This window comes from Agarivorans sp. QJM3NY_25 (assembly GCF_050870875.2).
In the GTDB taxonomy this organism is placed as follows: Bacteria; Pseudomonadota; Gammaproteobacteria; order Enterobacterales; family Celerinatantimonadaceae; genus Agarivorans.
The window spans coordinates 2,742,086-2,766,184 of record NZ_CP194041.2; the positions used below are offsets into that span (position 1 = coordinate 2,742,086).

15 protein-coding genes and 7 tRNA genes are annotated in these 24,099 nt (G+C 44.2%); 4 read left to right on the forward strand and 18 right to left on the reverse strand.

The window, feature by feature from the left end; translation table 11 throughout:
- Positions 1-331 precede the first annotated feature (331 nt).
- Both ACRRSW_RS12595 and nosP read right to left on the reverse strand, forming a co-directional pair.
- A complete protein-coding gene (locus ACRRSW_RS12595) occupies positions 332-1,492 on the reverse strand; it encodes a diguanylate cyclase (RefSeq protein ID WP_432459512.1) in 1,161 nt (386 codons plus the stop codon).
- Positions 1,486-2,652 carry a nitric oxide-sensing protein NosP gene (gene nosP / locus ACRRSW_RS12600; protein WP_432459513.1) on the reverse strand — a complete coding sequence of 389 codons (1,167 nt, stop codon included), beginning with the start codon at positions 2,650-2,652 and terminating at the stop codon, positions 1,486-1,488. Before nosP ends, ACRRSW_RS12595 begins: the two co-directional genes overlap by 7 nt.
- Positions 2,653-3,009: 357 nt before the next feature.
- Here nosP and ACRRSW_RS12605 point away from each other — a divergent pair, with 357 nt between their 5' ends.
- Entirely contained in the window at positions 3,010-3,630 is a 621-nt protein-coding gene (locus ACRRSW_RS12605) for a LysE family translocator (RefSeq protein ID WP_432459514.1), read from the forward strand.
- A gap of 84 nt (positions 3,631-3,714) precedes the next feature.
- On the opposite strand, the gene ACRRSW_RS12610 is transcribed toward ACRRSW_RS12605, so the two are convergent.
- From ACRRSW_RS12610 to ACRRSW_RS12685, 16 genes are all read right to left on the reverse strand, one after another.
- Positions 3,715-4,587 (reverse strand): allophanate hydrolase-related protein, encoded by an 873-nt coding sequence (locus ACRRSW_RS12610; RefSeq protein ID WP_432459515.1) that lies wholly within the window; start codon positions 4,585-4,587, stop codon positions 3,715-3,717.
- 183 nt (positions 4,588-4,770) lie between these two features.
- Positions 4,771-5,751, reverse strand: a complete 981-nt coding sequence (locus ACRRSW_RS12615; protein ID WP_432452877.1) for an alpha/beta hydrolase — start codon at positions 5,749-5,751, stop codon at positions 4,771-4,773.
- Between the two features lie 310 nt (positions 5,752-6,061).
- Positions 6,062-6,148 (reverse strand) — tRNA-Leu (locus ACRRSW_RS12620).
- 301 nt (positions 6,149-6,449) lie between these two features.
- Entirely contained in the window at positions 6,450-6,674 is a 225-nt protein-coding gene (locus tag ACRRSW_RS12625; protein ID WP_432452876.1) for a hypothetical protein, read from the reverse strand.
- Positions 6,675-7,374: 700 nt separating this feature from the next.
- Positions 7,375-7,448, reverse strand: a tRNA-Cys gene (locus tag ACRRSW_RS12630).
- A 17-nt stretch (positions 7,449-7,465) separates the two neighbouring features.
- Positions 7,466-7,541 (reverse strand) — tRNA-Gly (locus ACRRSW_RS12635).
- Positions 7,542-7,895: 354 nt separating this feature from the next.
- A tRNA-Leu gene (locus ACRRSW_RS12640) sits at positions 7,896-7,982 on the reverse strand.
- Positions 7,983-8,000: 18 nt separating this feature from the next.
- Positions 8,001-8,074: transfer RNA gene (locus ACRRSW_RS12645), tRNA-Cys, on the reverse strand.
- 29 nt (positions 8,075-8,103) lie between these two features.
- A tRNA-Gly gene (locus ACRRSW_RS12650) sits at positions 8,104-8,179 on the reverse strand.
- A 542-nt stretch (positions 8,180-8,721) separates the two neighbouring features.
- A complete protein-coding gene (gene pgsA, locus ACRRSW_RS12655) occupies positions 8,722-9,276 on the reverse strand; it encodes a CDP-diacylglycerol--glycerol-3-phosphate 3-phosphatidyltransferase (protein ID WP_432456176.1) in 555 nt (184 codons plus the stop codon).
- A 43-nt stretch (positions 9,277-9,319) separates the two neighbouring features.
- Positions 9,320-11,080 carry an excinuclease ABC subunit UvrC gene (uvrC, locus tag ACRRSW_RS12660; RefSeq protein ID WP_439037775.1) on the reverse strand — a complete coding sequence of 587 codons (1,761 nt, stop codon included), beginning with the start codon at positions 11,078-11,080 and terminating at the stop codon, positions 9,320-9,322.
- Between the two features lie 72 nt (positions 11,081-11,152).
- A complete protein-coding gene (uvrY, locus tag ACRRSW_RS12665; protein ID WP_432452874.1) occupies positions 11,153-11,797 on the reverse strand; it encodes a UvrY/SirA/GacA family response regulator transcription factor in 645 nt (214 codons plus the stop codon).
- A 614-nt stretch (positions 11,798-12,411) separates the two neighbouring features.
- A tRNA-Ser gene (locus ACRRSW_RS12670) sits at positions 12,412-12,502 on the reverse strand.
- A gap of 157 nt (positions 12,503-12,659) precedes the next feature.
- Positions 12,660-14,150, reverse strand: coding sequence for a glutamate synthase subunit beta (locus ACRRSW_RS12675; protein ID WP_432459517.1), 1,491 nt, complete (start codon positions 14,148-14,150; stop codon positions 12,660-12,662).
- Positions 14,151-14,159: 9 nt separating this feature from the next.
- Positions 14,160-18,809 carry a glutamate synthase large subunit gene (gene gltB, locus ACRRSW_RS12680; protein ID WP_432459518.1) on the reverse strand — a complete coding sequence of 1,550 codons (4,650 nt, stop codon included), beginning with the start codon at positions 18,807-18,809 and terminating at the stop codon, positions 14,160-14,162.
- Positions 18,810-19,711: 902 nt separating this feature from the next.
- Entirely contained in the window at positions 19,712-20,629 is a 918-nt protein-coding gene (locus ACRRSW_RS12685; RefSeq protein ID WP_432452871.1) for a manganese-dependent inorganic pyrophosphatase, read from the reverse strand.
- A gap of 290 nt (positions 20,630-20,919) precedes the next feature.
- Here ACRRSW_RS12685 and ACRRSW_RS12690 point away from each other — a divergent pair, with 290 nt between their 5' ends.
- Genes ACRRSW_RS12690 through ACRRSW_RS12700 form a run of 3 tightly spaced genes read left to right on the forward strand, consistent with a single transcriptional unit; the run spans position 20,920 to position 24,085 of the window.
- Positions 20,920-21,585, forward strand: a complete 666-nt coding sequence (locus ACRRSW_RS12690) for a Bax inhibitor-1/YccA family protein (protein WP_432452870.1) — start codon at positions 20,920-20,922, stop codon at positions 21,583-21,585.
- A 52-nt stretch (positions 21,586-21,637) separates the two neighbouring features.
- On the forward strand, positions 21,638-23,710 hold the full coding sequence (locus ACRRSW_RS12695; RefSeq protein ID WP_432452869.1) for an FUSC family membrane protein: 2,073 nt from the start codon (positions 21,638-21,640) through the stop codon (positions 23,708-23,710).
- 45 nt (positions 23,711-23,755) lie between these two features.
- Complete coding sequence (locus ACRRSW_RS12700; RefSeq protein WP_432452868.1) at positions 23,756-24,085, forward strand: TusE/DsrC/DsvC family sulfur relay protein; 330 nt, start codon at positions 23,756-23,758, stop codon at positions 24,083-24,085.
- Positions 24,086-24,099 lie beyond the last annotated feature (14 nt).

Consider the following 24,099-nt stretch of genomic DNA (forward strand, 5'->3'; position numbering starts at 1 on the left):
CTTATTATAAAAACATATTATTAAGCTTAACTTTATAACAAATCAGGGAAGCCTGTCTGTAACTGTATATTTATTTATCGCAATATTGATACACCCGCGACACTTAAGCTTAAGTGTTAATTTTACCGACCTTGCCTAGTGATGATTCAAATAGGTCACGCAATGTTGGCGGATAGCTCTAAAGCCGTCAGTCACTTGAGAGCAAGCATCGTGGTATTCAACAAGACCGGGCAAAAACCAACTTTACTTGCTGACAGAAGTCACTCGCAGTCTGAGGCTCTCTGATAAGCTTGGCTTGGTTGTTTTCAATTCATCTGACAAATTCAATATTTTAGCTCGACTCATTTCGAGAACAAAACACCACAGCATTACGCCCCTTCGCCTTTGCCTGATACATCGCAACGTCGGCACATTTAAGAATATCCTGTTCAGCCACTTCTAGGCCAACAAACAACGCAACACCAATACTTGAGCTGCAGTGATGTTCAATCGTAGACGCTTGTTTGCCAGCGTTTCGCCGCTGAATGAAGTAAGGTTTAGCCAACGCTTCGCGAATTTTTTCGGCGACCAGTGCAGCCTGATTGACCGCACATTGACGATTACAATGTAATTCATTCAACATCACCACAAATTCATCTCCCCCCACCCGTGCAACCGTATCCATTGCTCGGACACTTGCACTAATACGTCGACCCACTTCAATTAACAATTCATCACCCACTTCATGGCCAAAATGGTCATTGAGTGGTTTGAAATTATCCAGATCTAAAAACAGTAAAGCCGTATAAAGACGACTGCGCTCGCTAGCAAGCATCGTCTGAATCAAGCGCTGATGTAATAATCGACGGTTTGGCAATTGGGTTAATGTATCTTTAAATGCCAGCTCCCGGATCTCTTCTTCGGCCTTTTTCTGCTCGGTAACATCTTCCGTGATCCCCATAATTCTGAGCACATCTCCAAAATTGTTTTTGATCGGAACAAAACAAGACTTCAAGGTGTCGAGATAAGCCGCAATGGGGTGAAATTCAAAGTGAACAATTTCCCCCTGATAAGCTCTTTTCAACAAGTCTGCCACTCGCGCTCTATCAGCAAAACTTATAAAGTTTAAAAAGGAACAACCTATCACTTGCTGTTCCTGCTGCACATGAAGCATCCGCAACCCGGCTTTACTCATCGATGTAACTTTGCCACCCATATCGATTTCATGAATACATACCGGGGAGTTATCCAGAAACAAACGGTGATTACGTTCATTTTCGCGTAACACTCGATTAATTTTTTCGTTCTCTTTTAGCGCGGCTTCTAATTGGCGGGTACGCTGACGCACTTGTTGCTCTAACGCGGCGGCGGTCTGAAATAAATAAAATCCCGAATTTCGTTCTACAGCGCTGGCGTCACACTCTGCGCGATCCATTAAAGACTCGACCATTTTGTTTAAACGGATCACCTCCGCCTGTAAGTCCGCATATGAAGGAGATAAGAGTTTCACCATGACTGACTGTTTTCCGCGTTCTGAGAGGTCGAACCAATCGCAATACCAGTTAAAGTCTGGTTCATATGGACACCGTAATATTGTTCGCCGTAGCTGTTAAAGCCGATAGCATGGTGTGCATCGAGTTGTTCGGCGATCAAAAGATTAATGCCTTTCTCAACAGCTTCCAATCTGCGTAGAATACAATCACACACGATCACCAGCTGAATAGAACCAAGCTTTTCGGTCACGCACTCCAAGCTGTGCCTTACATTCTCAAGCATGTGTCCGCTCTCCCCAATTCTAAAGACAACGCCCTCTTCGATGGCACCAAAGAACGACAAACTGCCATCGGAGTTAACCTTCTGAATGGAACGGACATACTCGCAAGTACCAATTAAGACCACCATAGGGGAAGCAGCAAACACCGCACTATTCAACTGGTGTTCCGCCACTCCAACCAATCTTGCGTACTCAGAAGCGGCTGGTAATCCATTAATCTCAATAACTCTGCGGCTTTGGGTGTCGGCTTTAGTGACCACCAAACGTTCGGTATTACCAACAAAGTGATGGGTGGTAAATACAAGGAAAGGCAAACGAGTGTGAACCACCATCAGCACTGCGCTATTAACATGAAACTGCCCTTGGAAAAACACATAAGTATTGCTGTACCGTTGGTCATCAGCCGCAGAGCCACCCAGCGAGACAATATCTCCCAAGGCATCTTGCAGGGCATGCGCCACCATTTCTTCCTGTTTGGACAAACCATCAATCAACATGAATGCAAAACTATTCGCCACATCAAATTTCGGCTCTTTACTTTTGAGTTGCTGCAATAAGCTTTGCACACACTGATGCCCCTGATTGCGCTCAAAGTTTTGCAAATCATTGAGCAAGCCGCACGCGACGGTAAAATGATCTGCGGCAAAGCTGACGCCAACTAAACTATGTTGCAAAAGACCAACAGGGCCTATTTCACCAGCGGTGGTACACCCCACCACCTGAACGCCTCGAAACCAGCGGTTCATCTCCTGGCTCAAGCGCTCAAGGTCATATTGACTAGAACAAAAAAATAGCACGAAAGACATATCAGGCTGCTTCACAGCTTGATAAAATTCGGCAACGGCTACAGTCGCGTCGACGGCTTGCGATTGTCCTAAATTAACATTTTTTATCTTCATGTAGCACACCTATATGACTCGCGCTTGTCAAACAAGCTTTGGACCGCAGCAGAACCGCCGACTACAGGTTATTTTTAATTAAGTATATACAGCCATTAGTATTTTAGTTAATTTTCAGACAATAGATAAGTCGACTCTTAGCTCATTTTTTAGTCTCACCTCTCCCAAATATGAATCTTGCGTAGCACCAGCACGAGTGACAACTTAATCGGTTTTTACGAAATTTAGTATTGGTACTGTCGCCTTAAAATGACTATTCACTCAATGCAGCAACAATGTAGTTAGCAACAAATAGCGCTTTTGTCGTAAAACAGAGCTGTGTAAACTGGGGACTTTGCGCCAATTTACGGAATCAATATGGATTTATCCATTTTATTAATATTTATCCCTACTTTCTTTTTTGTTTCGATAACCCCGGGCATGTGTATGACGCTCGCCATGACCTTAGGTATGACCATTGGCCTGCGTCGTACCTTATGGATGATGCTTGGGGAAATGCTAGGGGTTGGCATTGTCGCTATCTTGGCGGTGTTAGGGGTGGCCGCAATCATGTTGCGCTACCCTGAGGTATTTATGATATTGAAATGGATTGGCGGCGCTTATCTCGGCTACTTAGGGATTCAAATGTGGCGTTCCAGGGGCAAGATGGCCATCCCGGATACCATCGCTGAGCCTCAGCAAGTGCAACGCTCACAACTGGTGATCCAAGGCTTTGTGACAGCTATTGCCAATCCCAAAGGTTGGGCTTTTATGATTTCGCTACTCCCCCCCTTCATCCAACCCAACTATTCGCTGAGCCTGCAATTGGGTCTATTAGTGGGAATTATTCTAGTTTCAGAATTTGTTTGTATGAGTCTCTACGCCACCGGCGGTAAAACCCTGCGAGTGTTTTTAAATCAAAGTGGTAATGTTCGTTTGCTTAACCGGATTTCAGGCAGTTTAATGATTTGCGTAGGGATTTGGTTAATATCCAGCTAATCTCGCACTTGCTCTAAGCGCATCAGCCAAGGTACTCACAACAAAAAACCGGCTTGAGCCGGTTTTTTGTTGATACGCCATGCGTTATAAACTCGCCAGATAGTTGCGCCACCCACCATAAGCGGTGATCTCTTGAGCATTAGCAATCGCATAACCTTCACAGATAAAACTGTTCACCCATTGACCATCAGCCAGCTCCACCTTGCCCAAGCCAAGTGGCTGAGCAATGCCCTGTAAAAAACGGCCCAACTGTTCACTGGGCATACGCCATACTTCGAGTTCAATCGCCTGCCCCTGGGCTTCATCGCGAATTAAACCAGGTCGAGCAGGCGGCCCTCCTGCTAAAGCATACAAATGATAGCAACTTGCGCTGGTGGTTTGTTTCAGCAGACTCGCACCGCGTTCCAATAACTGGTGGTTTAAGGCCAAACCAGATAAATGTGCGCCACAGACTGCCAGCTCAATTGTCTCGCTTGAGGACGCAAGTGTTGAGAGCTCAGCTAAGGGCGGCAAAGGCTGTCCGGTGGCACCGAGGGGATAGCCATCGTGTTGCTGCAACAAGGCCGCAATGCTCAGCAACTTACGGTCATGGAGAGCTTGGCTAAACTGAATGATCCCAAAGGGAAGACCACGCGCGAGTAGATAATGGGAAACACTTAACTCAACTAGATTGACTTTTTGGCCTTTGAGATCCGCTAAAGACTTGTCACCTTTCAGCACCACCCCATCATTGCCATTAGAGAAATCGCCAACGATTAAGGCAGTGGAATCAACGCCACTTGCCGTAGGAATGGTCAGTGCATTCATACTGGTCATTACCGTGGCAGCAAAAACCCCGGCAGTATATTGGTTAATTGACTCGATATAGTCGTTTACTTGCACCATATCGATATTGATATTGTATTTATCAGCCCATTTTCTAACGATGCCCGTTGCAGCGCCATAATCCCATGGCATCCAACCAACATAGATGGTCCTAGCTAATCGATGCATGCGCAATTTGTGTGGTGCTGGCAACAGAAGCACTGATCAAGGTAGCCGCTCAACTCCCTTCATTCACTGATGCTGTTACGGAGACGATATACGGTATATCTAGACAGCCAAGATACCGCTCAAAAGATCGCAACACCACCAACTAGCTCAGACATGGTCGCTAAACTGCTCCGAAATCCATTTGCCGATCACTTGCATTGCCGCGGAATTACTTACAAGATCTAAATGTCCAACATCTTCGATGATACTTACATCGCCATCACTGTTGGCGCGGATCAATGCTTGGTATTGCTCAGCCATGAATGCCTCATCTAGGCGACCCACAACCAACAACAGCGGCACCTTAATCGCTTGTAACTCCCGTTGATAATGTTTAGGAGCATAGGATTTATTCAAACGATAACTATAACTATCGGTTTCGCTGCCATCACGAAATGCGCTGGGGAGATTAAAGCTAATCACTTTAAGATGATTAAGTGCTTTAAAACCGAATCGATTCACCAACTCTAAGCCAATAATTCGGCGAATAAAGGGGCGAGCCCATCCCCCCGAGTTGTGCCTCATGGTAGGGGCTTGATAGTGAAGATAAGGCGCCAACAATAAATAACCGTCGATGGCTCGTTCTGGCGCACTGCCCGCAAAGCGCAAGGCTAAACCGCCACCAGAAGAGTGTCCTGCCAGCAGGATTTTTGTCTGAGGCGAAGCTTCGTGAATCAAATCAATGAAATCAGTCAAGTCATCATTATATTGACCAATATAATCCACATCACCACGACGACATGGATTCATCCCATGACCCCGTAAATCCGGCGTATAAACCTTCGCGATACCTTGGCGAGCAAGATGAGAGGCTAAAGGCTCCAGATAGCCACTGTGCCATCCAGAGCCATGTAACAAGATCAAAACGATGTCACTATCCGCTGGATAATACCGATAATCTAGGGAAGTCCCATCTCTTGCAATATAACGCGAGCACTTGGCTAAGCACTTTACCTGAGTCAGTCGTTTATAATCGAGTCCTGAATGGTTCTCGACTCGGCTTGGAACCTGCGGGATCAGAATCAAACACAATACGCTCAAGCCAACAATCATTACGATGACTAAGCTGGTCACAAATAAGTTTATCATGCTGCTTTCCATTGCTCGTCCTCCTCACCCCTTCGATACTTGCTACTTTAGCCCGCATAGGCCAATAACAACAAACGCCGTTGCCATTTAAATTAGTTAAATTCTGACTAACCGGGATAAATGCATCATAAAGCGACTCGTGGTAAGTCTAAGAGATAATGTAAGAATTGAAGTCGCATGTTGTACACATGGCGGCATTTTTTAATGCCAATTAGCGCTAGCTTAAATACTCGACGACTGGCACCACAAATAAACACTTGAGCGAAAGATGTAAAAAAGCCAGTAGCAAATGCTACTGGCTTTTTTGAATTGGTGCCCGGGGCCGGACTTGAACCGGCACGTCCTTTCAAACGAGGGATTTTAAATCCCTTGTGTCTACCAATTTCACCACCCGGGCAAAAAGTTTAAATCTTCGTCTCAGCGCGATTGCCTGAGAACGAGGCGTACTTTAACGTATTCAAAAAATGAGTCAACCATAAATTAAAGATTTTTGTTCAAGTGCTCAAAAAGCGATCTGCATGGCTAATTCTGCTTCTCGGCACCGCCAATTGAACAGATGTAAATCAGGCCTCACTATTTAGCGTCATCACGGAAAATGTTTAATACTGCTGCAGTGATAGATCAATAAAGCGAGATTATTGATGCTGAACTCTGCGTTTAACTTCGCTAGTTTATACCAAGCTAAGTAAAAACATGACCTAATTAAGGCTTGGTAAGACTTCAGGAAAAACCAAAAACCAGAAGGCTACCGTTTTTAACTTTTGAGCAAAGAGAGCAATTGGTTCAATATCAAAGACAAAGCTCATAATGCACAAAGTGGACGACTGACAGATGCCAATATCCACGCTTATGTCGTGAAAGAATTTGGCAAGCATGACCACCCAGACTCCATCTATTGTCTGCTCGACCATATGGGCTTTCATAGATAACTTCCCGCTCTAAACGCCTTAAGTAATTTCAAGAAACACAGGACTATTTTAAAAAATTGAAACTCGAAACGACCCTTAAAATCCTAGGGCATAAGGCTCTAGAGTGGGTTGATGAGTGGTTTCAGGATGAAGCCAGATTTGGGCAACAAAAAGCAATTTATGGGCTGAAAGAGGAAAGCGCCCAAGAGCGGTGAAGCAACAACAATTTGAAGTTGAGTATGCCTATCTATTTGGTTCAACCTGGTGAGGCTATCGTCGTCCCTTAGGCCAATAAAGACATATGATAGAACATTTAAAGCAAATACCATTAGTCACAGAACAGGGACGTCAGCCCTTGTTGTGAATGGCGCAGGATGGCATACGAAAGATATTGCCAATCAATTTAATAACGTCACTATCATCAAACTATCACCATACTCCCCAGAGTTAAACCCTATAGAACAGGTATAGAGTTGGTTAAGCCAACACCGCCTAGCCAATCAAAGCTGCAGTGATTATGATGAATTTGTTGACACGTTTATGCAGCATGGAATAGGTTTTTGCAATGCACGCAGCAGGTCGAAAAGATGTGTTCTAGGAAATGGATTGACCTGACCAGTTCATTTTGCAGATTGCCATAAGGCTTAGAGCGAAGCGGAATGTTGGAATAGCAGACACAAAAAAACCAGCTTCAATGCTGGTTACTACTGCAATATGGAGGCGGGTCCCGGAGTCGAACCGAGGTCCACGGATTTGCAATCCGCTGCATAGCCACTCTGCCAACCCGCCACGCAGTTTTAGAAATTTGGAGCGGCACATCGGGTTCGAACCGATGACCTCAACCTTGGCAAGGTTGCGCTCTACCAACTGAGCTAGTGCCGCTTAACTTACAATCACTATTTAGTATGAATCAGAGTCAACCAAGGTTGCGCTACTCTTTATACCCACACTGAGCTAGTGCCGCTTAACTTACAATCACTATTTAGTATGAATCAGAGTTCAACCAAGGTTGCGCTACTCTTTATACCCACACTGAGCTAATGCCGCTTAACTTACAATCACTATTTAGTATGAATCAGAGTTCAACCAAGGTTGCGCTACTCTTTATACCCACACTGAGCTAATGCCGCTTAACTTACAATCACTATTTAGTATGAATCAGAGTCAACCAAGGTTGCGCTACTCTTTATACCCACACTGAGCTAGTGCCGCTTAATCTCAACTCAAAGAAGGAGTTGGTGCCCGGGGCCGGACTTGAACCGGCACGTCCTTTCAGACGAGGGATTTTAAATCCCTTGTGTCTACCAATTTCACCACCCGGGCGACACAATTTTATAGTAATGGAGGCGGGTCCCGGAGTCGAACCGAGGTCCACGGATTTGCAATCCGCTGCATAGCCACTCTGCCAACCCGCCATACTATGGTTTTTCTATTACTGTAAATTTGGAGCGGCACATCGGGTTCGAACCGATGACCTCAACCTTGGCAAGGTTGCGCTCTACCAACTGAGCTAGTGCCGCTTAACTTACAATCACTATTTAGCGTGAATCAGAGTCAACCAAGGTTGCGCTACTCTCTATACCCACACTGAGCTAGTGCCGCTTAACTTACAATCACTATTTAGCGTGAATCAGAGTCAACCAAGGTTGCGCTACTCTCTATACCCACACTGAGCTAGTGCCGCTTAACTTACAATCACTATTTAGTGTGAATCAGAGTCAACCAAGGTTGCGCTACTCTCTATACCCACACTGAGCTAGTGCCGCTTAACTTACAATCACTATTTAGTGTGAATCAGAGTTCAACCAAGGTTGCGCTACTCTCTATACCCACACTGAGCTAGTGCCGCTTAACTTATTTTACTGTTTAGTAAACTGAGCCTTCAACCGAAGTTGCTCCGTACTTAAAACACTAAACAGTTCCCTAAGTCGTTTCGCTAAATCCACCAGAGAACTGCGTTCCCGCTGAATGTGCTGTGCATTTTAGCGAGCTAAATCTTTACGTCAACAGTCTTTTTCCAACTTTCTAACTGTTCGCCTGATTTTTAGTCGAAAGCCGCTATTTATTGGCCACTTTGTCGTAAATCTGGCCATGCTAAAACCAAATAACTGATCATTGACCACAAGGTAAGTACAGTGGCGGCAAAAAAGAGCCCAAAACTAAGTTGATCGATCAAAGGATTAAGCTGAGCGGTTAATCCAGTTATCGCAGCCATTTGCGCCGCGGTTTTATATTTACCGATCCAAGAAACCGCAACACTAGAGCGTTTACCAAGTTCAGCCATCCATTCGCGTAACGCAGAAATTATAATTTCTCGAGATATCATGATTAAAGCGGGAATGGTTATCCACATCGACTGATAATGTTCAACCAGTACCACCAATGCAGCGACCACCATCGCCTTATCCGCCACAGGATCCAAAAAGGCACCAAAGGGTGTGGTTTGGCCAAGCCTGCGTGCTAAGTAGCCATCTAAGTAATCAGTTGCTGCCGCTAAACCAAAAATAAATGCTGCAGCTAACATTCCCCACTCTACCGGAAGGTAAAAGGCGACCAAAAAAAACGGAATCAACACAACTCTAAACGCGGTTAGTATATTTGGTATATTTATCATTATTTTTCATTTATAAAACTACTGGCGCTATGTTGCCTAATCTTGCTTAGTGATGCAACGTATCATGGATTTTTTGCGCCAATGCAGGGCTAATTCCCGGTACTTTTTTCAATTCATCAACACTTGCACTCTTCATTTGCTGCATTCCACCTAAATGAGTCAACAAAGCTTGACGACGTTTCGCACCGATCCCGGGGATCTCTTCTAAGATACTGGTCTTGCGAGCCTTGTCGCGACGGTTACGGTGTCCTGTAATGGCAAAGCGATGACTTTCATCTCGAATATGTTGAATTAAGTGCAGCGCAGCTGAATCACTGGGTAAATGTAACTCGGTCATTGCCTTACCGATAAGCAATGTTTCCAAACCAGGTTTACGAGTCGTCCCCTTCGCGACCCCCACCAACAAAGGCATCGGTACCAAGTTCAACGGCTCAATACTAGCAAAAGCCGCCGATAACTGACCTTTTCCGCCATCGATAAACAAAATGTCGGGCATTTTTTCAGCTAACTGGGCTTTTTGATAACGACGTTTCAGTGCTTGTGCCATTGCAGCGTAGTCATCCCCCCCAGTAATACCTTCAATATTAAATCGTCGATATTCAGATTTATTCGGCCCTTGGCGATCAAACACCACACAAGAAGCTACCGTACGTTCGCCTTGCGTATGACTAATATCGAAACATTCCATCCGTTTAATTGGCGTATCTCGTTTAAGCAAACTCTCAAGCTCAGTCACCCGGTGATGAATTGTCGCTTCCTGGTTGAGCTTGGTTAATAATGCATTTTCAGCATTAGTATTTGCTAAAGCAACAAATCTAAACTTTTCGCCACGTTTTGGGATACTCAGTTTAACTTTCACACCCAATTCGATTTCTATCGCATTCTCAATCTCTGGCCAGTCTCCTTCGACATCAGGTAACAACACTTCATTCGGCTGGTTACCCTTGCGCTGCTCAGAGAGATAGTACTGAATAACAAAACTACGCAATACCTCAGGGAGTTCAGTTTGTTTGGGGACCTTTGGATAATACGAACGACTACCTAACACTTGACCGTCACGGATCAACAGTAGATGCACCACCGCAATGCCATTTCTAAACGCGAAACCCAGCACATCACTTTGGGCTGTATTACCGCTCACAAATTGTTGTTCCTGCACTTTACGTAAGGCTTGAATTTGATCGCGAAAAGTCGCAGCGGCTTCAAACTTAAGTTGTTCACTCGCCTGTGACATCTTATCTGCCAACTGATTAATCACCTGCTGGCTTTTACCTTTTAAGAAGAGGCTGGCCAGCTCGACCTGCTGGCAATAGTCTTGCTCGCTCACTAAGTTGACGCAAGGTGCAGAACAGCGTTTTAACTGGTATTGCAGACAGGGGCGCTGACGATTGGCATATTCACTATCACTGCACTGGCGGATCGGAAATAATTTCTGCATCAAGTGCAAACTTTCACGCACTGCGCTGCCGTTAGGGTAAGGTCCAAAATAGTGTCCTTTGGCCCGCTTAGCACCGCGATGCATCGAGATCCGTGGATGTTTATGCTGACTAATTAAAATATAAGGGTAAGACTTATCATCTCGCAATAATACATTATATTTAGGCAGATATTTCTTAATTAAATTGTGCTCCAAAATCAAAGCTTCGGTCTCGGTATGAGTGACCGTAACTTCAATTCGGGCAATGTTAGTGACTAAGGCGCGGGTTTTCTTGCTATCGACCGTTTTTCGAAAATAACTGGTTAAACGTTTTTTTAAAGACTTCGCTTTACCAACATAAATCACCTCGTCTGCGGCGTTATACATCATGTATATGCCGCTAGACTCAGAAACTTGACTTAAAAAGGTTTTACTATCAAAAATAGAGTCAGTCAAAACAACTTACAACTTGTCAGTATCAATCATACCGTGACGAATAGCTAAATGAGTTAACTCCACGTCGCCGTTAATATCGAGTTTACTAAATAAACGGTAACGGTAAGAATTCACAGTTTTAGGGCTAAGATTAAGCTGCTCAGAAATATCGGTAACTTTTTCACCTTTGGTTATCATCAACATGATTTGTAATTCACGCTCTGATAAATGTTGAAAAGGATTGTCTTCCGCAGGACTAAACTGACTTAAGGCCATTTGTTGCGCAATTTCTGGAGACAAGTAACGTTGGCCAGAATTAACCGCTCGAATTGCTTTTAGCATCTCGTCCGGCGCGGCACTCTTGGTTAAATAACCACATGCCCCTGCCTGCATCACTTTGGTTGGGAATGGGTTTTCGCTATGTATAGTTAATACAATAATTTTGGCATCTGGATCATAGCGTAGTATTTTACGCGTAGCTTCTAGGCCCCCAATACCAGGCATGTTCATATCCATTAGGATAACATTGGCTTGGTTATTTCGACACCATTGAACGGCTTTCTCACCGCTCTCGACTTCACCAACGACTTTAAATCCTCTAACGTCTTCTAAAATGCGACGGATCCCTGTACGCACTAGCTCATGATCGTCAACCAGAAATACGTTTATCAAGCGTTCTCTCCGCTGTAACTAAAACATCAATCAACTAATTGGGCGGGTTGGCAGGCTTCAATTTACCTACGCAGCAGACGTTATATCCCATCAAGATGAGAATTTAAAGCGTTAAACTTTATAAGTTATGCGTAGATCTTTGCTTATTCACTTTTTAGTTGATTGAAACGAAGTTGTCGTACAATAAATCAGCAACAAAATAACCTTAGCCAACTCGGTCACTTATCATACATAAGGTACTGTTAAGACTGGTGAACACCTATAACGAAGCACTCTAATGACAACTGCAGTTTTAGCGGTGTTCGACAAACCGATAGTTGAAGCAGGCATAACTCAAGGACTGATACCAATCTAACTCATTATCTGTTCATTCTTGCGGGCTTAAATCACCGCTAACTGCGTGGTGTGTTTTGTCATTAGAGCCACTAGTTACTGCACATCAAGTCAGGTTATCGGCAGATTTATTCTGCGCAATAAGTTGATCATATAATGAATCCGATTGATATTATTTTGAAAGGCTGGAAAGAAATTTATTCGAGTGCAGTTTAATGGGAGAGCTAAAATCGGATGGCGCTATAAACAAAAAAACCATGCAAATGCATGGTTTTTCAAAATGGCGGAGGAGGAGAGATTTGAACTCTCGAAGGGCTATTAACCCTTGCCGGTTTTCAAGACCGGTGCATTCGACCACTCTGCCACCCCTCCGCAGCAACGGGGCGCATATTACCTAGCAAATTTGCGCTTGTAAACTGTCTTTTATGGTTTTTTTGAAAATCAACTGCTTTGTCGCGAAACCAAGTCATCGTTGGTCACAAATAACCCAGCCGAAGCTGGGTTATTTGATGGCCTTGAATGCCGTCGCTTACGAAGGTAAGTAACTCTTACCCATTAAGAAGGTATCAATTGCTTTCGCTGCACCACGACCTTCATTAATCGCCCATACAATGAGGCTCTGGCCACGACGCGCATCACCCGCAGCAAATACACCGCTTACATTGGTCGCGTATTGGCCATAAACGGCTTTTGCGTTGGAACGTTCGTCTTTCTCTACGCCTAAGCTATCAATAATCCCTGCTTCTGGACCCATAAAGCCCATCGCCAGTAATACTAAGTCAGCCTTAAGCACTTCTTCACTGCCCTTAATTGGCTCTGGGATCATTTGTCCATTTGGATTTTTAACCCAATTAATCTTGGTGGTATGAATAGCGCTGACATCGCCCTGTTCATTGCCGACCATTTTTTGCGTCATAACCAAGTAGCGACGAGGATCTTCACCTTGGATGGCAATCGCTTCATCCTGACCATAATCGCGTTTCAAGGTACGCTTAAACTCTGGCCATGGATTATCTTGCCCACGTTCCAACGGTGGTTGAGGCATAATTTCTAATTGAATCACACTCTTACAACCATGACGTAATGAGGTACCGACACAGTCAGTCCCTGTATCACCCCCACCAATTACCACCACATGCTTATCTTTAGCGCTGATGAATTGACCATCTTGAAGTTGGCTGTCTAATAGACTCTTGGTATTTTTCGCTAAGAACTCCATCGCGAAATGAACCCCATTTAACTCACGACCAGGGACTGGCAGATCCCGAGGTACTGTTGCGCCGGTAGCAATGAGTAGCGCGTCGAAGTCTTCATCTAGGCGGTTAATTGAAATATCTTTGCCAACTTCAACCGAAGTTTTAAAAGTAATCCCTTCTTCTCGCATGATATCGATACGGCGCTCGACAATTTCTTTTTGCAGCTTCATATTTGGAATGCCATACATTAGCAATCCACCAATACGATCGGCTCGTTCAAATACCGTGACCTGATGACCAGCAGAATTAAGCTGAGCTGCTGCCGCTAAGCCAGCGGGTCCTGAGCCGATTACAGCCACTGTTTTACCACTGCGGCACTTGGGAATATTTGGTTTAACCCAACCTTCCTTAAATGCGCGCTCAATAATATTTACTTCCTGACTTTTAATGGTTACTGGTGGCGCATTAATCCCAAGCACACAGGAGTCTTCACAAGGTGCCGGACACACTCGCCCTGTAAACTCAGGAAAGTTATTGGTTTTGTGTAAACGATCGATAGCATCCTTCCAACGACCACGATAAACCAAATCATTCCACTCGGGGATCAAGTTATTAATCGGACAACCAGCCACGCGCGGAGCGTAAGCTGAGTCACCAGAATGACAAAACGGGATCCCACAATCCATACAACGAGAAGCTTGGTCTTTGACAGCTTGTTCGCTCATGGGCGATTTCACTTCTAACCAATCTATCAAACGTTCTGCTGGATCGCGGTCTGCCGATAGCTTCCTATCTATTTCCATAAATCCTGTTGGATTTGCCATGTCTCTCTCCTAAACCGCTTCAGCTTTTTGTTTGGCTTGTTCAGCCTTGGCTTTTTTTGCTTGGGCAACACTGTCTAAGTGCATATCGAATGCTGCAACCGCGACATCATAATCGGTTTCATAGTCACCCGTGGCTTTCGCCTGCTTCATGTAGTCTTGCATCCGTTCATAGTCCGTTGGCATGACGCGAACAAACATAGCCAGAGCCTTGTCCCAATCGGCTAGCAATTCTTTGGCAACGTCTGAGCCCGTATAAGCGAGATGTTTTTCAAGCAAATCTTTCAGCTCGGCAGCTTCTGCGGCATCTTCAATGCCACCAAGTCGGACCATTTCCATGTTACAACGCGAAGCAAACTGCTGACTACGGTCGAGCACATAGGCGACCCCACCAGACATCCCTGCTGCAAAGTTACGACCAGTTTCGCCAAGAATAATCGCCTTACCGCCAGTCATATATTCACAACCATGATCACCAACACCTTCGACAATGGCAGTGACCCCAGAGTTACGGACACAGAAACGCTCTCCTGCAATCCCATGAATATAGGCTTCGCCTGAGGTACCGCCAAAGAAGGCCACGTTACCAACAATAATGTTGTTACGTGCTTCAAATGGAGCTTTGCGATCAGGATAAACAATCAGCTTCGCGCCGGATAAACCTTTGCCGAAGTAATCGTTAGCATCGCCTTCTAACTCAAACTTAATACCTTTCGCTGCAAAGGTCCCAAAACTTTGGCCTGCGCTACCGTTAAATTTAACCTTAATAGTATCTTCCGGTAGCCCTTCTGAGCCATAACGTTTCGAGATTTCGTTCGACAACATCGTACCCACACTTCGGTTGGTATTAATAATTGGAGAACTAAGCGCTACCGCTTTACCACTTTCTAAGGCTTCGCTGGCTTGTTTAATTAACTCACGATCAACAATATCGTGAATCAAATGCTTCTGCTCTTGGCTACGATAAAGTGTCTCGTCACCATCCACTTCTGCTTTATACAAGATTGGCGATAGGTCAACCGCTTGGTACTTCCAGTGATCAATGTCATCACGCTGAGTCAAACATTGGCTTTGCCCAACCATCTCATTGATGCTGCGAAAACCAAGTTCAGCCATAATTTCTCGTAAACCTTCCGCCATCATCTTGAAGAAGTTGACCACATGATCAACTTGACCAGCATAACGTTCACGTAAACGGCGATCTTGAGTGGCAATCCCAACTGGGCAAGTATTTAAATGACACTTACGCATCATCGTACAGCCTTCAACAACAAGTGCTGCGGTAGCCACCCCCCACTCTTCGGCACCTAGCAAAGTGGCGACCGCCAAATCACGAGGTGTTTTCAGTTGACCATCGGCCTGTACCGTAATACGACTGCGTAATTTATTCTGAATCAAGGTTTGATGCGTTTCAGCTAAACCTAATTCCCATGGTAACCCAGCATGTTTAATAGAGCTCAGAGGAGATGCACCCGTACCGCCATCGTAGCCAGCGATCAATACCACATCGGCGTAGCCTTTACACACACCCGAAGCAATCGTACCAACACCCGCTTCAGACACTAACTTAACGTTAATCCGAGCATCACGGTTAGCATTTTTCAAATCGTAAATAAGCTGAGCTAAATCTTCGATTGAATAAATATCGTGGTGTGGTGGGGGTGAAATGAGACCCACACCTGGCGTTGAACCACGGGTTTTACCAATCCATGCATCCACCTTATCACCAGGAAGTTGACCACCTTCACCAGGCTTAGCGCCCTGCGCCATCTTGATCTGTAATTCTTCGGCATTCGCCAAATAATGACTAGTTACCCCAAAGCGACCCGATGCAACCTGTTTGATCTTAGAGATCATTGAGTCGCCATTCTCCATCGGTTCGAAACGAATCGGATCTTCACCGCCCTCACCAGAATTACTCTTGCCACCAATGCGATTCATGGCAATGGCTAAGGTGGTATGCGCTTCCCAAGAAATCGAACCAAAACTCATCGCACCAGTAGCGAAACGTTTTAGGATCGTTTCAGCTGAATCCACTTCATGTAATGGAACACTAGGGCGATCGGACTTAAATTTAAGTAAGCCACGCAAGGTGAATGCTTCTTTCGCCTGATGATCAACTTCTGCCGCATATTCTTTAAATACTTGATAGTTATTGGTCGAAGATGCATTTTGCAATAAACGGATCGTGGTTGGATTAAATAAATGACGCTCGCCATCTTTTCGCCAGGCATAATCGCCGCCAGTGCTTAAGATCAAGTCCCTAAATGGATTATCATCCGTCGGAAAACCTTCGCGATGTCGATTTAAGGCTTCGGTAGCAATCGAATCTAAATCCATGCCTTCAATACGGGTCACGGTACCAGTGAAATACTTGTTCACAACCTCAGAGTTAATACCGAGCGCTTCAAAGATTTGTGCACCTTGATAGGATTGCAACGTAGATATTCCCATTTTAGAGAAGATCTTCAACAAACCACTATTAATTGCATAGGTATAACGCGAGATCACCGCGTCATTAGATAAACTACTATCGATGATTGCCTGGTCTCGCATATCGAGCAAGGTTTCTATCGCCAAGTATGGGTTAACCGCTGCCGCACCATAACCTAATACAGTGGCAAAATGATGGGTTTCACGAATATCGCCCGATTCAACGACTAAATCGGCATGAGCGCGAATACCCTCTCGAATTAAGTAATGGTGAACCGCCGCTGTCGCAAGTACTGAAGGTACAGCCGCGTGGTCGCTATCAACTTTACGGTCACTCAAAATTAATATCGAGAAACCATCATCCACGGCATCTTTTGCATGTCGACAAATCCGCTCTAACGCCTTTTCTAGTTCACCCTCTTCGCCAGAGGCATGGAAAGTGGTGTGAATCGTTGCCGCTTGGAAGTGGTTATGGTCAATACTTCGTAACTTGGCCAATTGATCATTGGTTAACACCGGTTGCTTAATTTCAACTTTACGGCAGTGTAGCGGTGTCTCTTCCAATAAATTTAAATCCGCACCCACATAGGTACGTAACGACATCACCATCTCTTCACGAATAGGATCGATAGGCGGATTGGTGACCTGAGCAAACAACTGTTTGAAATAATGGGATAAATGTGGGTTTTTATCCGATAACACCGCCAATGGTGTATCCGTTCCCATCGCGCCAAGCGGCTCTTTAGTGGTACCGACCATTGGCTTCAAAACCGCATTAACGTCTTCTTGACTATAACCAAATGCTTTTTGACGCTTGGCTAAACTATGCAAAGTGGCAAAACGATCGTTATATCCATCAGGAAGAGGCAGGTCGTCGATAACAATTTTATTTTCTTCAACCCATTTTCCATAGGGTTGCTTGGAGCAAACCGTGTGTTTTACTTCATCATCGGCGATGATGCGACCTTGCTCTAAATCAGCAATGAAAATTTTACCGGGCTGTAAACGGCCTTTTTGGACCACTTTAGACTGATCAACCACTAAAGCACCGGTTTCTGAGCCCATCACAACTAGGCCATCGTCGGTCACTAAATAACGTGATGGACGCAAACCGTTTCGATCCAGTGTTGCACCAATCACTTTACCATTGGTAAAAGAAATAGAAGCTGGGCCGTCCCAAGGTTCCATGATGCAAGAGTAATATTCATAGAATGCACGTTTCACTGGGTCCATGTTTTCTTGAGTTTGCCAAGCTTCCGGAACCACCATCATCATCACTTGCTCAAGCGGACGACCACTCAATACCAGCAACTCAACACACATGTCTAAGTTAGCTGAATCTGAACGCGTGATATCACACACTGGATGAATCATATCCAGCTCTTCTTTACTAAAATTAACACTTGCAAGCAAAGATTCACGTGCTCGCATCCAGTTCACGTTGCCCTTCACCGTGTTAATTTCACCATTATGAGCGATGTAACGGAACGGTTGCGCTAAACGCCACGCGGGGAAAGTATTGGTTGAGAAACGAGAATGGAACATGGCAATGGCCGATACCACACGCGGATCCTGTAAATCCAAATAGTACTTGCGTACTTGCGCCGTGGTTAACTGACCTTTATAAACGATGGTTCGCGAGGACATCGAGGCCATATAAAAGCTTTCATCGACACCAGTAACTGTGGCGTCAGCCAAGTGTAGCGAGTATTTACGTAACACAAACAGTTTACGTTCGAATACTTGTTGGTCAATATTCGCAGGACGAGCCACAAAAACTTGTTCAATTTTAGGTTCATTGTCAAGTGATGCTTGACCCAAACTAGAATTGTCCTTAGGCACCACACGGTAGCCTAGTAGACTTAGACCTAGTTTATTAATATTTCGATTTAAAATTTCTCGACATTCACGACGAATGGCTTCATCAGCAGGAAAGTAAACCATACCCACGCCATACTCACCGGGATTCGGTAAAGCGAAACCCAGTTGAGTTGCTTCTTCTTTGAAAAACTCGTGAGGAAGCTGAATAAGAATACCAGCGCCGTCTCCACTATCGACGTCACACCCAGTGCCGCCACGATGCTCCATGCAAGTTAGCATAGTCAATGCGTTTTCGATCACATCATGACTTTTTCGCCCTTTTAAATGGGCAACAAATCCGATACCACAGCTATCGTGTTCGAATTCAGGCCGATAAAGGCTCTTATTGTGTTGAGTTATGTTTGTCATCCAGTAATTCCTATTTACTGCCATATTAAAGTTATTCAGACAATGCGACTGTTAACTTCAATAGTATTTTCATTTAAAGAGGAGCCACGCCATCTGTCGATGATGTGTGAACAATCGCCTTTGCTAGATGATTATCCTTTAAACCTCCAAAACAACAGCATTCAATAACGCAGGAGTTAATCCATTCGTCACGAAAGTAAAGGAAATGCTACCACAGATATAAAGCGAATTTCAGACTTGATTTGAAATAAAACGCATTTTTTTTTCAAAATAGTTGCTAACAAACTAAAAAAACGAGTTTTTTTTCACATTTTGTGCAGAAAAATTCACTATCAATAGTTAACAAAGGTCAAATAAATCACAAAGGTAATAAAATAACGTAATTTGCCAACAGCGCAGACTATGATCTGGCAGAAAGCCCTTTCGTGATAGATTTTGTACTAAATACAAACCAAAGGACTCACCTTATACCAATCTAAGTCATGAACTGTTCATTCTTGCTAGCCTAAATCACCACAACAGCGTTATATATTTTGTGATTAGAGCCACGAATTACTGCGCTTCATGGTTCGTTATCAGCAGATTTATTTGCTCAATAAGCTGGTCATGTAATTAATCAGATTGGTATTAGTTTTTTTGCCTGCCCATCAATTCATCATACAAATTGGAGTCTGTCAATACAGTTCACCATTAAAAAGTAAATCATCGCGGCGGACACGACTTATTTAAACGCATCCAAGAATGATAAAAGTCTGCGGGTATATTCATCTAAAGAGTGTTAAAAATACTTGCCCGTATAATAGAAAGAAGCCTTTCAAGCTTTCTCTATCGACTCTCCCATATTTTAAACATAAAAAAACCAGCGACTCTGCGCTGGCTTTTAAAAGTACAAGATATGCAGACTAGACGTCAAATTGGCGCTGTAGAGGCGGCATGACCTGCTTCTTACGGCTTACCACGCCAGGTAAATCAATCACACTCCCCTCAAGTTTGCCACCTAGAGTACTGGCAACAAGCTCTGCTTCATCACTACAAATTAAACCCGTTGAATTCAAAGTTGTAATATCTGTTAGCAACACTAAAGCGGTGTGATAACCATTGGCTTGCTTTAGCGCAACGAGAGCTGTTTCCAACTCATCTAAACGCGCAAGCACTGGTTTTACCGACGTAAGTTCCAACTGAGCGATAGCAAACTGTTTACCATTAATTTCGTAAACCTTCTGATCGCGTAACACCAATTCTTCAGCGGCTACAGAAGCCACGTCTGATTTAGCTGCAAACTGTTCGTCAGCAAAAGCATTGATATCGCTAACCCCAGCAAGTTCAGCCAAAGCCTCGGCGGCTTGACGGTCTACAGGGGTGTAAGTAGGGGAGTTAAACTTAACGGTATCACTTAAAATAGCACCTAACATTAAAGTTGCGGCTTCTTTACTTGGCGTAATATTAGCTGCTTGGTACATGCTATAAACAATCGTACAGCTACAACCCACGGGACGGATCCAACATTCTAGTGGTTCCGCCGTCGTAATATCACCCAGTTTATGGTGATCAACAATACCGCGAATAGACGCTTTTTTAGCATCTTTAGGAGCTTGCCCCCAATCAGAGTAATCAATTAACCAGACTTCTTCACCAGCAATTTCGCTGCGGATCTCAGGCGCGTCAAAGCCAATTTTATCAAGTAAAAATTGCGCTTCAGGGTTCGGCGCGCCTTGAGCTATAGCAGTTGCTGGTGTGCCTTGCTTCGTTAATAACTCTGCTAAAGATATTGCGCCAGCAATACTGTCACAGTCTGGATTAGTGTGTCCTAAAACTAACATTGGTTATCCGTCTCACTTTGAACGATTAAGGATTAAGGCAAAGCGCCCTGTTAGCGGTGATCATAGGGCTATGCGCCATCGAGTGCAACTGTGCCTTCGTATTATCTAGTCGCAAAACGCTCTCAAGAATCAACAACAAGCAGCTATCTATATGTTTTTGTGACATTCTAATCAACCAGCGGTACGGTTTTAGATCTTAGATTTGATTCTCTTTAGCAAAAATATCGTTATACTAGAAATTCATTCTATCAAAACTTACCATTAACTCAGTCATAATACGGAGTGAAATAATGAATCAGCCCAGCACGATAAACTATAGCGCTGCATCGACACTGGAAACCAATAAGGTTTTGCGTAATACCTACGCCTTACTATCGATGACCTTGTTTACCAGTGCTCTTGCAGCATTTTTTGCGGTCATTGCCGGTATCGGCTCTATGGCATCAATGGTAATGATGCTTGGTGCGATGGGAATTGTGTGGTTTGTCCTCCCCCGTAGCATCAACTCTTCGATGGGACTTGTGTGGACTTTTGTATTCACCACCCTTATGGGGGGCTCATTAGGTCCGCTACTGACCCATTACCTACAGTTTCCGCAAGGTACTGCGATTGTGATGCAAGCCTTGGGAATGACCGGTTTGGTCTTCTTTGGCTTATCCGGTTATGTGCTGACCACCAAGAAAGATTTTTCATTCATGGGCGGCTTCTTATTCGCCGGTTTGATCGTTCTTGTGGTTGCTAGCCTACTGAACATATTTTTGCATGTACCAATGCTAAGTCTCACTATCAGCGGTGCGTGTGTGTTGCTATTCTCTGGTTATATTTTGTATGACACCAGCGATATTATCAGCGGTCGCGAAACAAATTACATCAGCGCAACCATTCGTTTGTACTTAGATGTGTTTAATATCTTTATATCACTACTCCACATTTTAGGCTTTTTAAACGACGACTAAGTCGACTAGGTAAGGATACCCACGCCCTGTTTTATACGGGGCGTTTTCATTTATGGCTTTAGTTAAATATAAAATCGATCCCTCTAGCTTAAATTGGGCTGTGGCATTAAAGGCCGCGAGTCTTGCGATCTTAATGCTAAGCCTAAGTCTAGTGTTTGACTTGGAACTGGCAATATCCCTAACCCTTGGGGTCGTTGCCGCAGGATTAGCTGATAGTCCCGACTTTTACCAGCAGCGCCTACAAAGTACCCTGCTAATGATGGGGTGCTTTACCCTCGCCTGCATTTCCGTGACCTTGCTTTACCCCTGGCCTTGGCTGTTTGCTATTGGCTTATTCAGTTCCACCTACTTGTTTATGCGAATGCCTGTTTTAGGACAAAAGTATGGCTCCATTGCCATGTGTTCGTTGATAATTGGTATTTATACCATGCTGGGATATAGCACTTACAGCAACCCATGGATGCAACCTCTGTGGTTGGTATTAGGTGCGCTCTGTTATGCGCTACTCTCCTTAGTTGCTAATGCTGTCGCCCCTAATCGCTGGTTAGATGCGCAACTGGCTCAAGTATTTCGGCAAATTAGTCTTTATCAACTGACCAAAACTCGTTTATTTCGACGGGGGGCTAATATTAGCGACATCCAGGTCCGCTTAACTCGCCAAAGTGCAGACATTGCAGAGCAACTCGGGGTGATTCGTCACGGCCTTTACGTTTATCAGCAACGGAATAAGCAGCTGGTGGGCTCTAGCCAAATGGACCGATTTTTTAAAGCGCAGCTGCTCCACGAAAGGCTCAACTCATCTCACCTCGACTATGAGCGGCTACAAAACGTTCTTCCTCGGCAATTGTTAACTGACACCCGAGCCATCATGGTCCGTATCGCACGAGCCATTGGTGCCAGTCAACTTGACAAAGATGTAGAATTACAACTCAATCAAGCCATCGATACCTTAGAAGAACAACGAGCACAACTTCCCCTGTTGCCTCCTCGTTTTGAATATTTATTAAAAAACTTAAAAAAAGTCACTGCATTGTGCTTTAACGAACAAGCTTTTCCCGAACCAGAAAATCGGTTTTCTCCTTTTAAGACCCTATCGATAAAACAATATTTACAACAAGCTTTTGATCTAAAGCTACAGGTCAATCGTCACGCCTTGCGAATGGCCTGCACCATGGTGATTGCCTATGGTTTAATCTTGATCATGAATGACGAGCACGCATTTTGGTTGATGCTAAGTTGTCTATTAGTCATTAAGCCCAACTACCATGAGACTAAAAAGCGAGTTGGGAAACGGGTATTCGGAACCATCGCAGGAGTATTTGTCGCCGCAGGTTTAAGTTATTTAAACCTTCCCGATTCAGTGAGTATCGGTTTGCTGCCGATATTAGTGTTGATGTTTTTTTTATTTTTTCATTTCAACTATGCAATTTCAGTGGCTTTTATCACCATTTTTGTTGCAATGTCTCTGGATTTACAAGGTTATCCCGCCAATGAAGCTCTAACCATTAGAACCATTGTCACCTTGATTGGCGCGTTAATGGCTTTAGCATCAATGCGTTATTTCTGGCCTGACTGGCAACATAAGATCAGCCGTAAAATTGTGAGTCAACTATTTGCCAATATAGCAGCTTATCAAGGTGCCATTTTCCAGCAATATTTCAGTACGTCTCCGGCAGAAAGCACCGAATTTCGCTTAAATCGTTACCACGCTTATCAAAGCGAGGCCGAATTGGTTCGTCATTGGCAATACATGCTAGCCGAGCCTAGTGACAAACGTCGACTTTCTCCTGATCTCTACCACTTAGTTGGTATGAGCCACAATTTACTATCTCACTTGTCAGCCTTATCAACCCATCGAAGCCAATTACAATCTGGATATGCGGCGAATCAATTGGCTAAATTAGGCGAGCAAATAAATGGCGAGTTGGAGCTAATGCACGATTACCTACTATTATTTTCTGACCAGCGACCCAGTTTAAAACCACAACATGAGCGACTACTTACCGAAATCAATAAATTATTGCCAAAACTAGTCGGTGACGAATTGCTAATTGCTTACCAGTTACAACTAATATGCAAAGACTTACAGCAAATTCGCCAATTATTATTAAATGGTCGATGGTAAACTTAGCGGCAACTTATAGTGATTCAAAAGGTTTATTAAGACACAATGATTGAGTTTAATGGGCAGCGTTATCAAACTGACAAGAATGGCTACTTACTCGACTTAGAGGCATGGTCAAAAGAGCTCGCAGCACATATTGCCCAACGAGAAGGTATCGAGATGGGTGAAGCCCACTGGGAAGTCGTCATATTTGTAAGAAATTTCTACCTAGAGTTTAATACCTCCCCTGCAATGCGTGCCTTAGTCAAAGCAATGGCCAAAAAGTTTGGCCCCGACAAAGGCAATAGCCGCTACTTATATAAATTATTTCCCGATGGGCCCGCCAAGCAGGCCACAAAAATTGCGGGCTTACCCAAACCAGTCAAATGCATATAAAAAAAGCGCCTCGG

Bases quoted from the DNA above. Each gene is read 5' to 3' on its own strand.
- ACRRSW_RS12595 (WP_432459512.1), bottom strand. From the start codon at position 1,492: ATGGTGAAACTCTTATCTCCTTCATATGCGGACTTACAGGCGGAGGTG.
- ACRRSW_RS12695 (WP_432452869.1), top strand. From the start codon at position 21,638: ATGGCTTTAGTTAAATATAAAATCGATCCCTCTAGCTTAAATTGGGCT.
- ACRRSW_RS12625 (WP_432452876.1), bottom strand. From the start codon at position 6,674: ATGAAAGCCCATATGGTCGAGCAGACAATAGATGGAGTCTGGGTGGTC.
- nosP (WP_432459513.1), bottom strand. From the start codon at position 2,652: ATGAAGATAAAAAATGTTAATTTAGGACAATCGCAAGCCGTCGACGCG.
- ACRRSW_RS12605 (WP_432459514.1), top strand. From the start codon at position 3,010: ATGGATTTATCCATTTTATTAATATTTATCCCTACTTTCTTTTTTGTT.
- ACRRSW_RS12700 (WP_432452868.1), top strand. From the start codon at position 23,756: ATGATTGAGTTTAATGGGCAGCGTTATCAAACTGACAAGAATGGCTAC.
- ACRRSW_RS12690 (WP_432452870.1), top strand. From the start codon at position 20,920: ATGAATCAGCCCAGCACGATAAACTATAGCGCTGCATCGACACTGGAA.
- ACRRSW_RS12615 (WP_432452877.1), bottom strand. From the start codon at position 5,751: ATGATAAACTTATTTGTGACCAGCTTAGTCATCGTAATGATTGTTGGC.
- ACRRSW_RS12685 (WP_432452871.1), bottom strand. From the start codon at position 20,629: ATGTTAGTTTTAGGACACACTAATCCAGACTGTGACAGTATTGCTGGC.
- ACRRSW_RS12675 (WP_432459517.1), bottom strand. From the start codon at position 14,150: ATGGCAAATCCAACAGGATTTATGGAAATAGATAGGAAGCTATCGGCA.
- gltB (WP_432459518.1), bottom strand. From the start codon at position 18,809: ATGACAAACATAACTCAACACAATAAGAGCCTTTATCGGCCTGAATTC.
- ACRRSW_RS12610 (WP_432459515.1), bottom strand. From the start codon at position 4,587: ATGCCATGGGATTATGGCGCTGCAACGGGCATCGTTAGAAAATGGGCT.
- uvrC (WP_439037775.1), bottom strand. From the start codon at position 11,080: ATGATGTATAACGCCGCAGACGAGGTGATTTATGTTGGTAAAGCGAAG.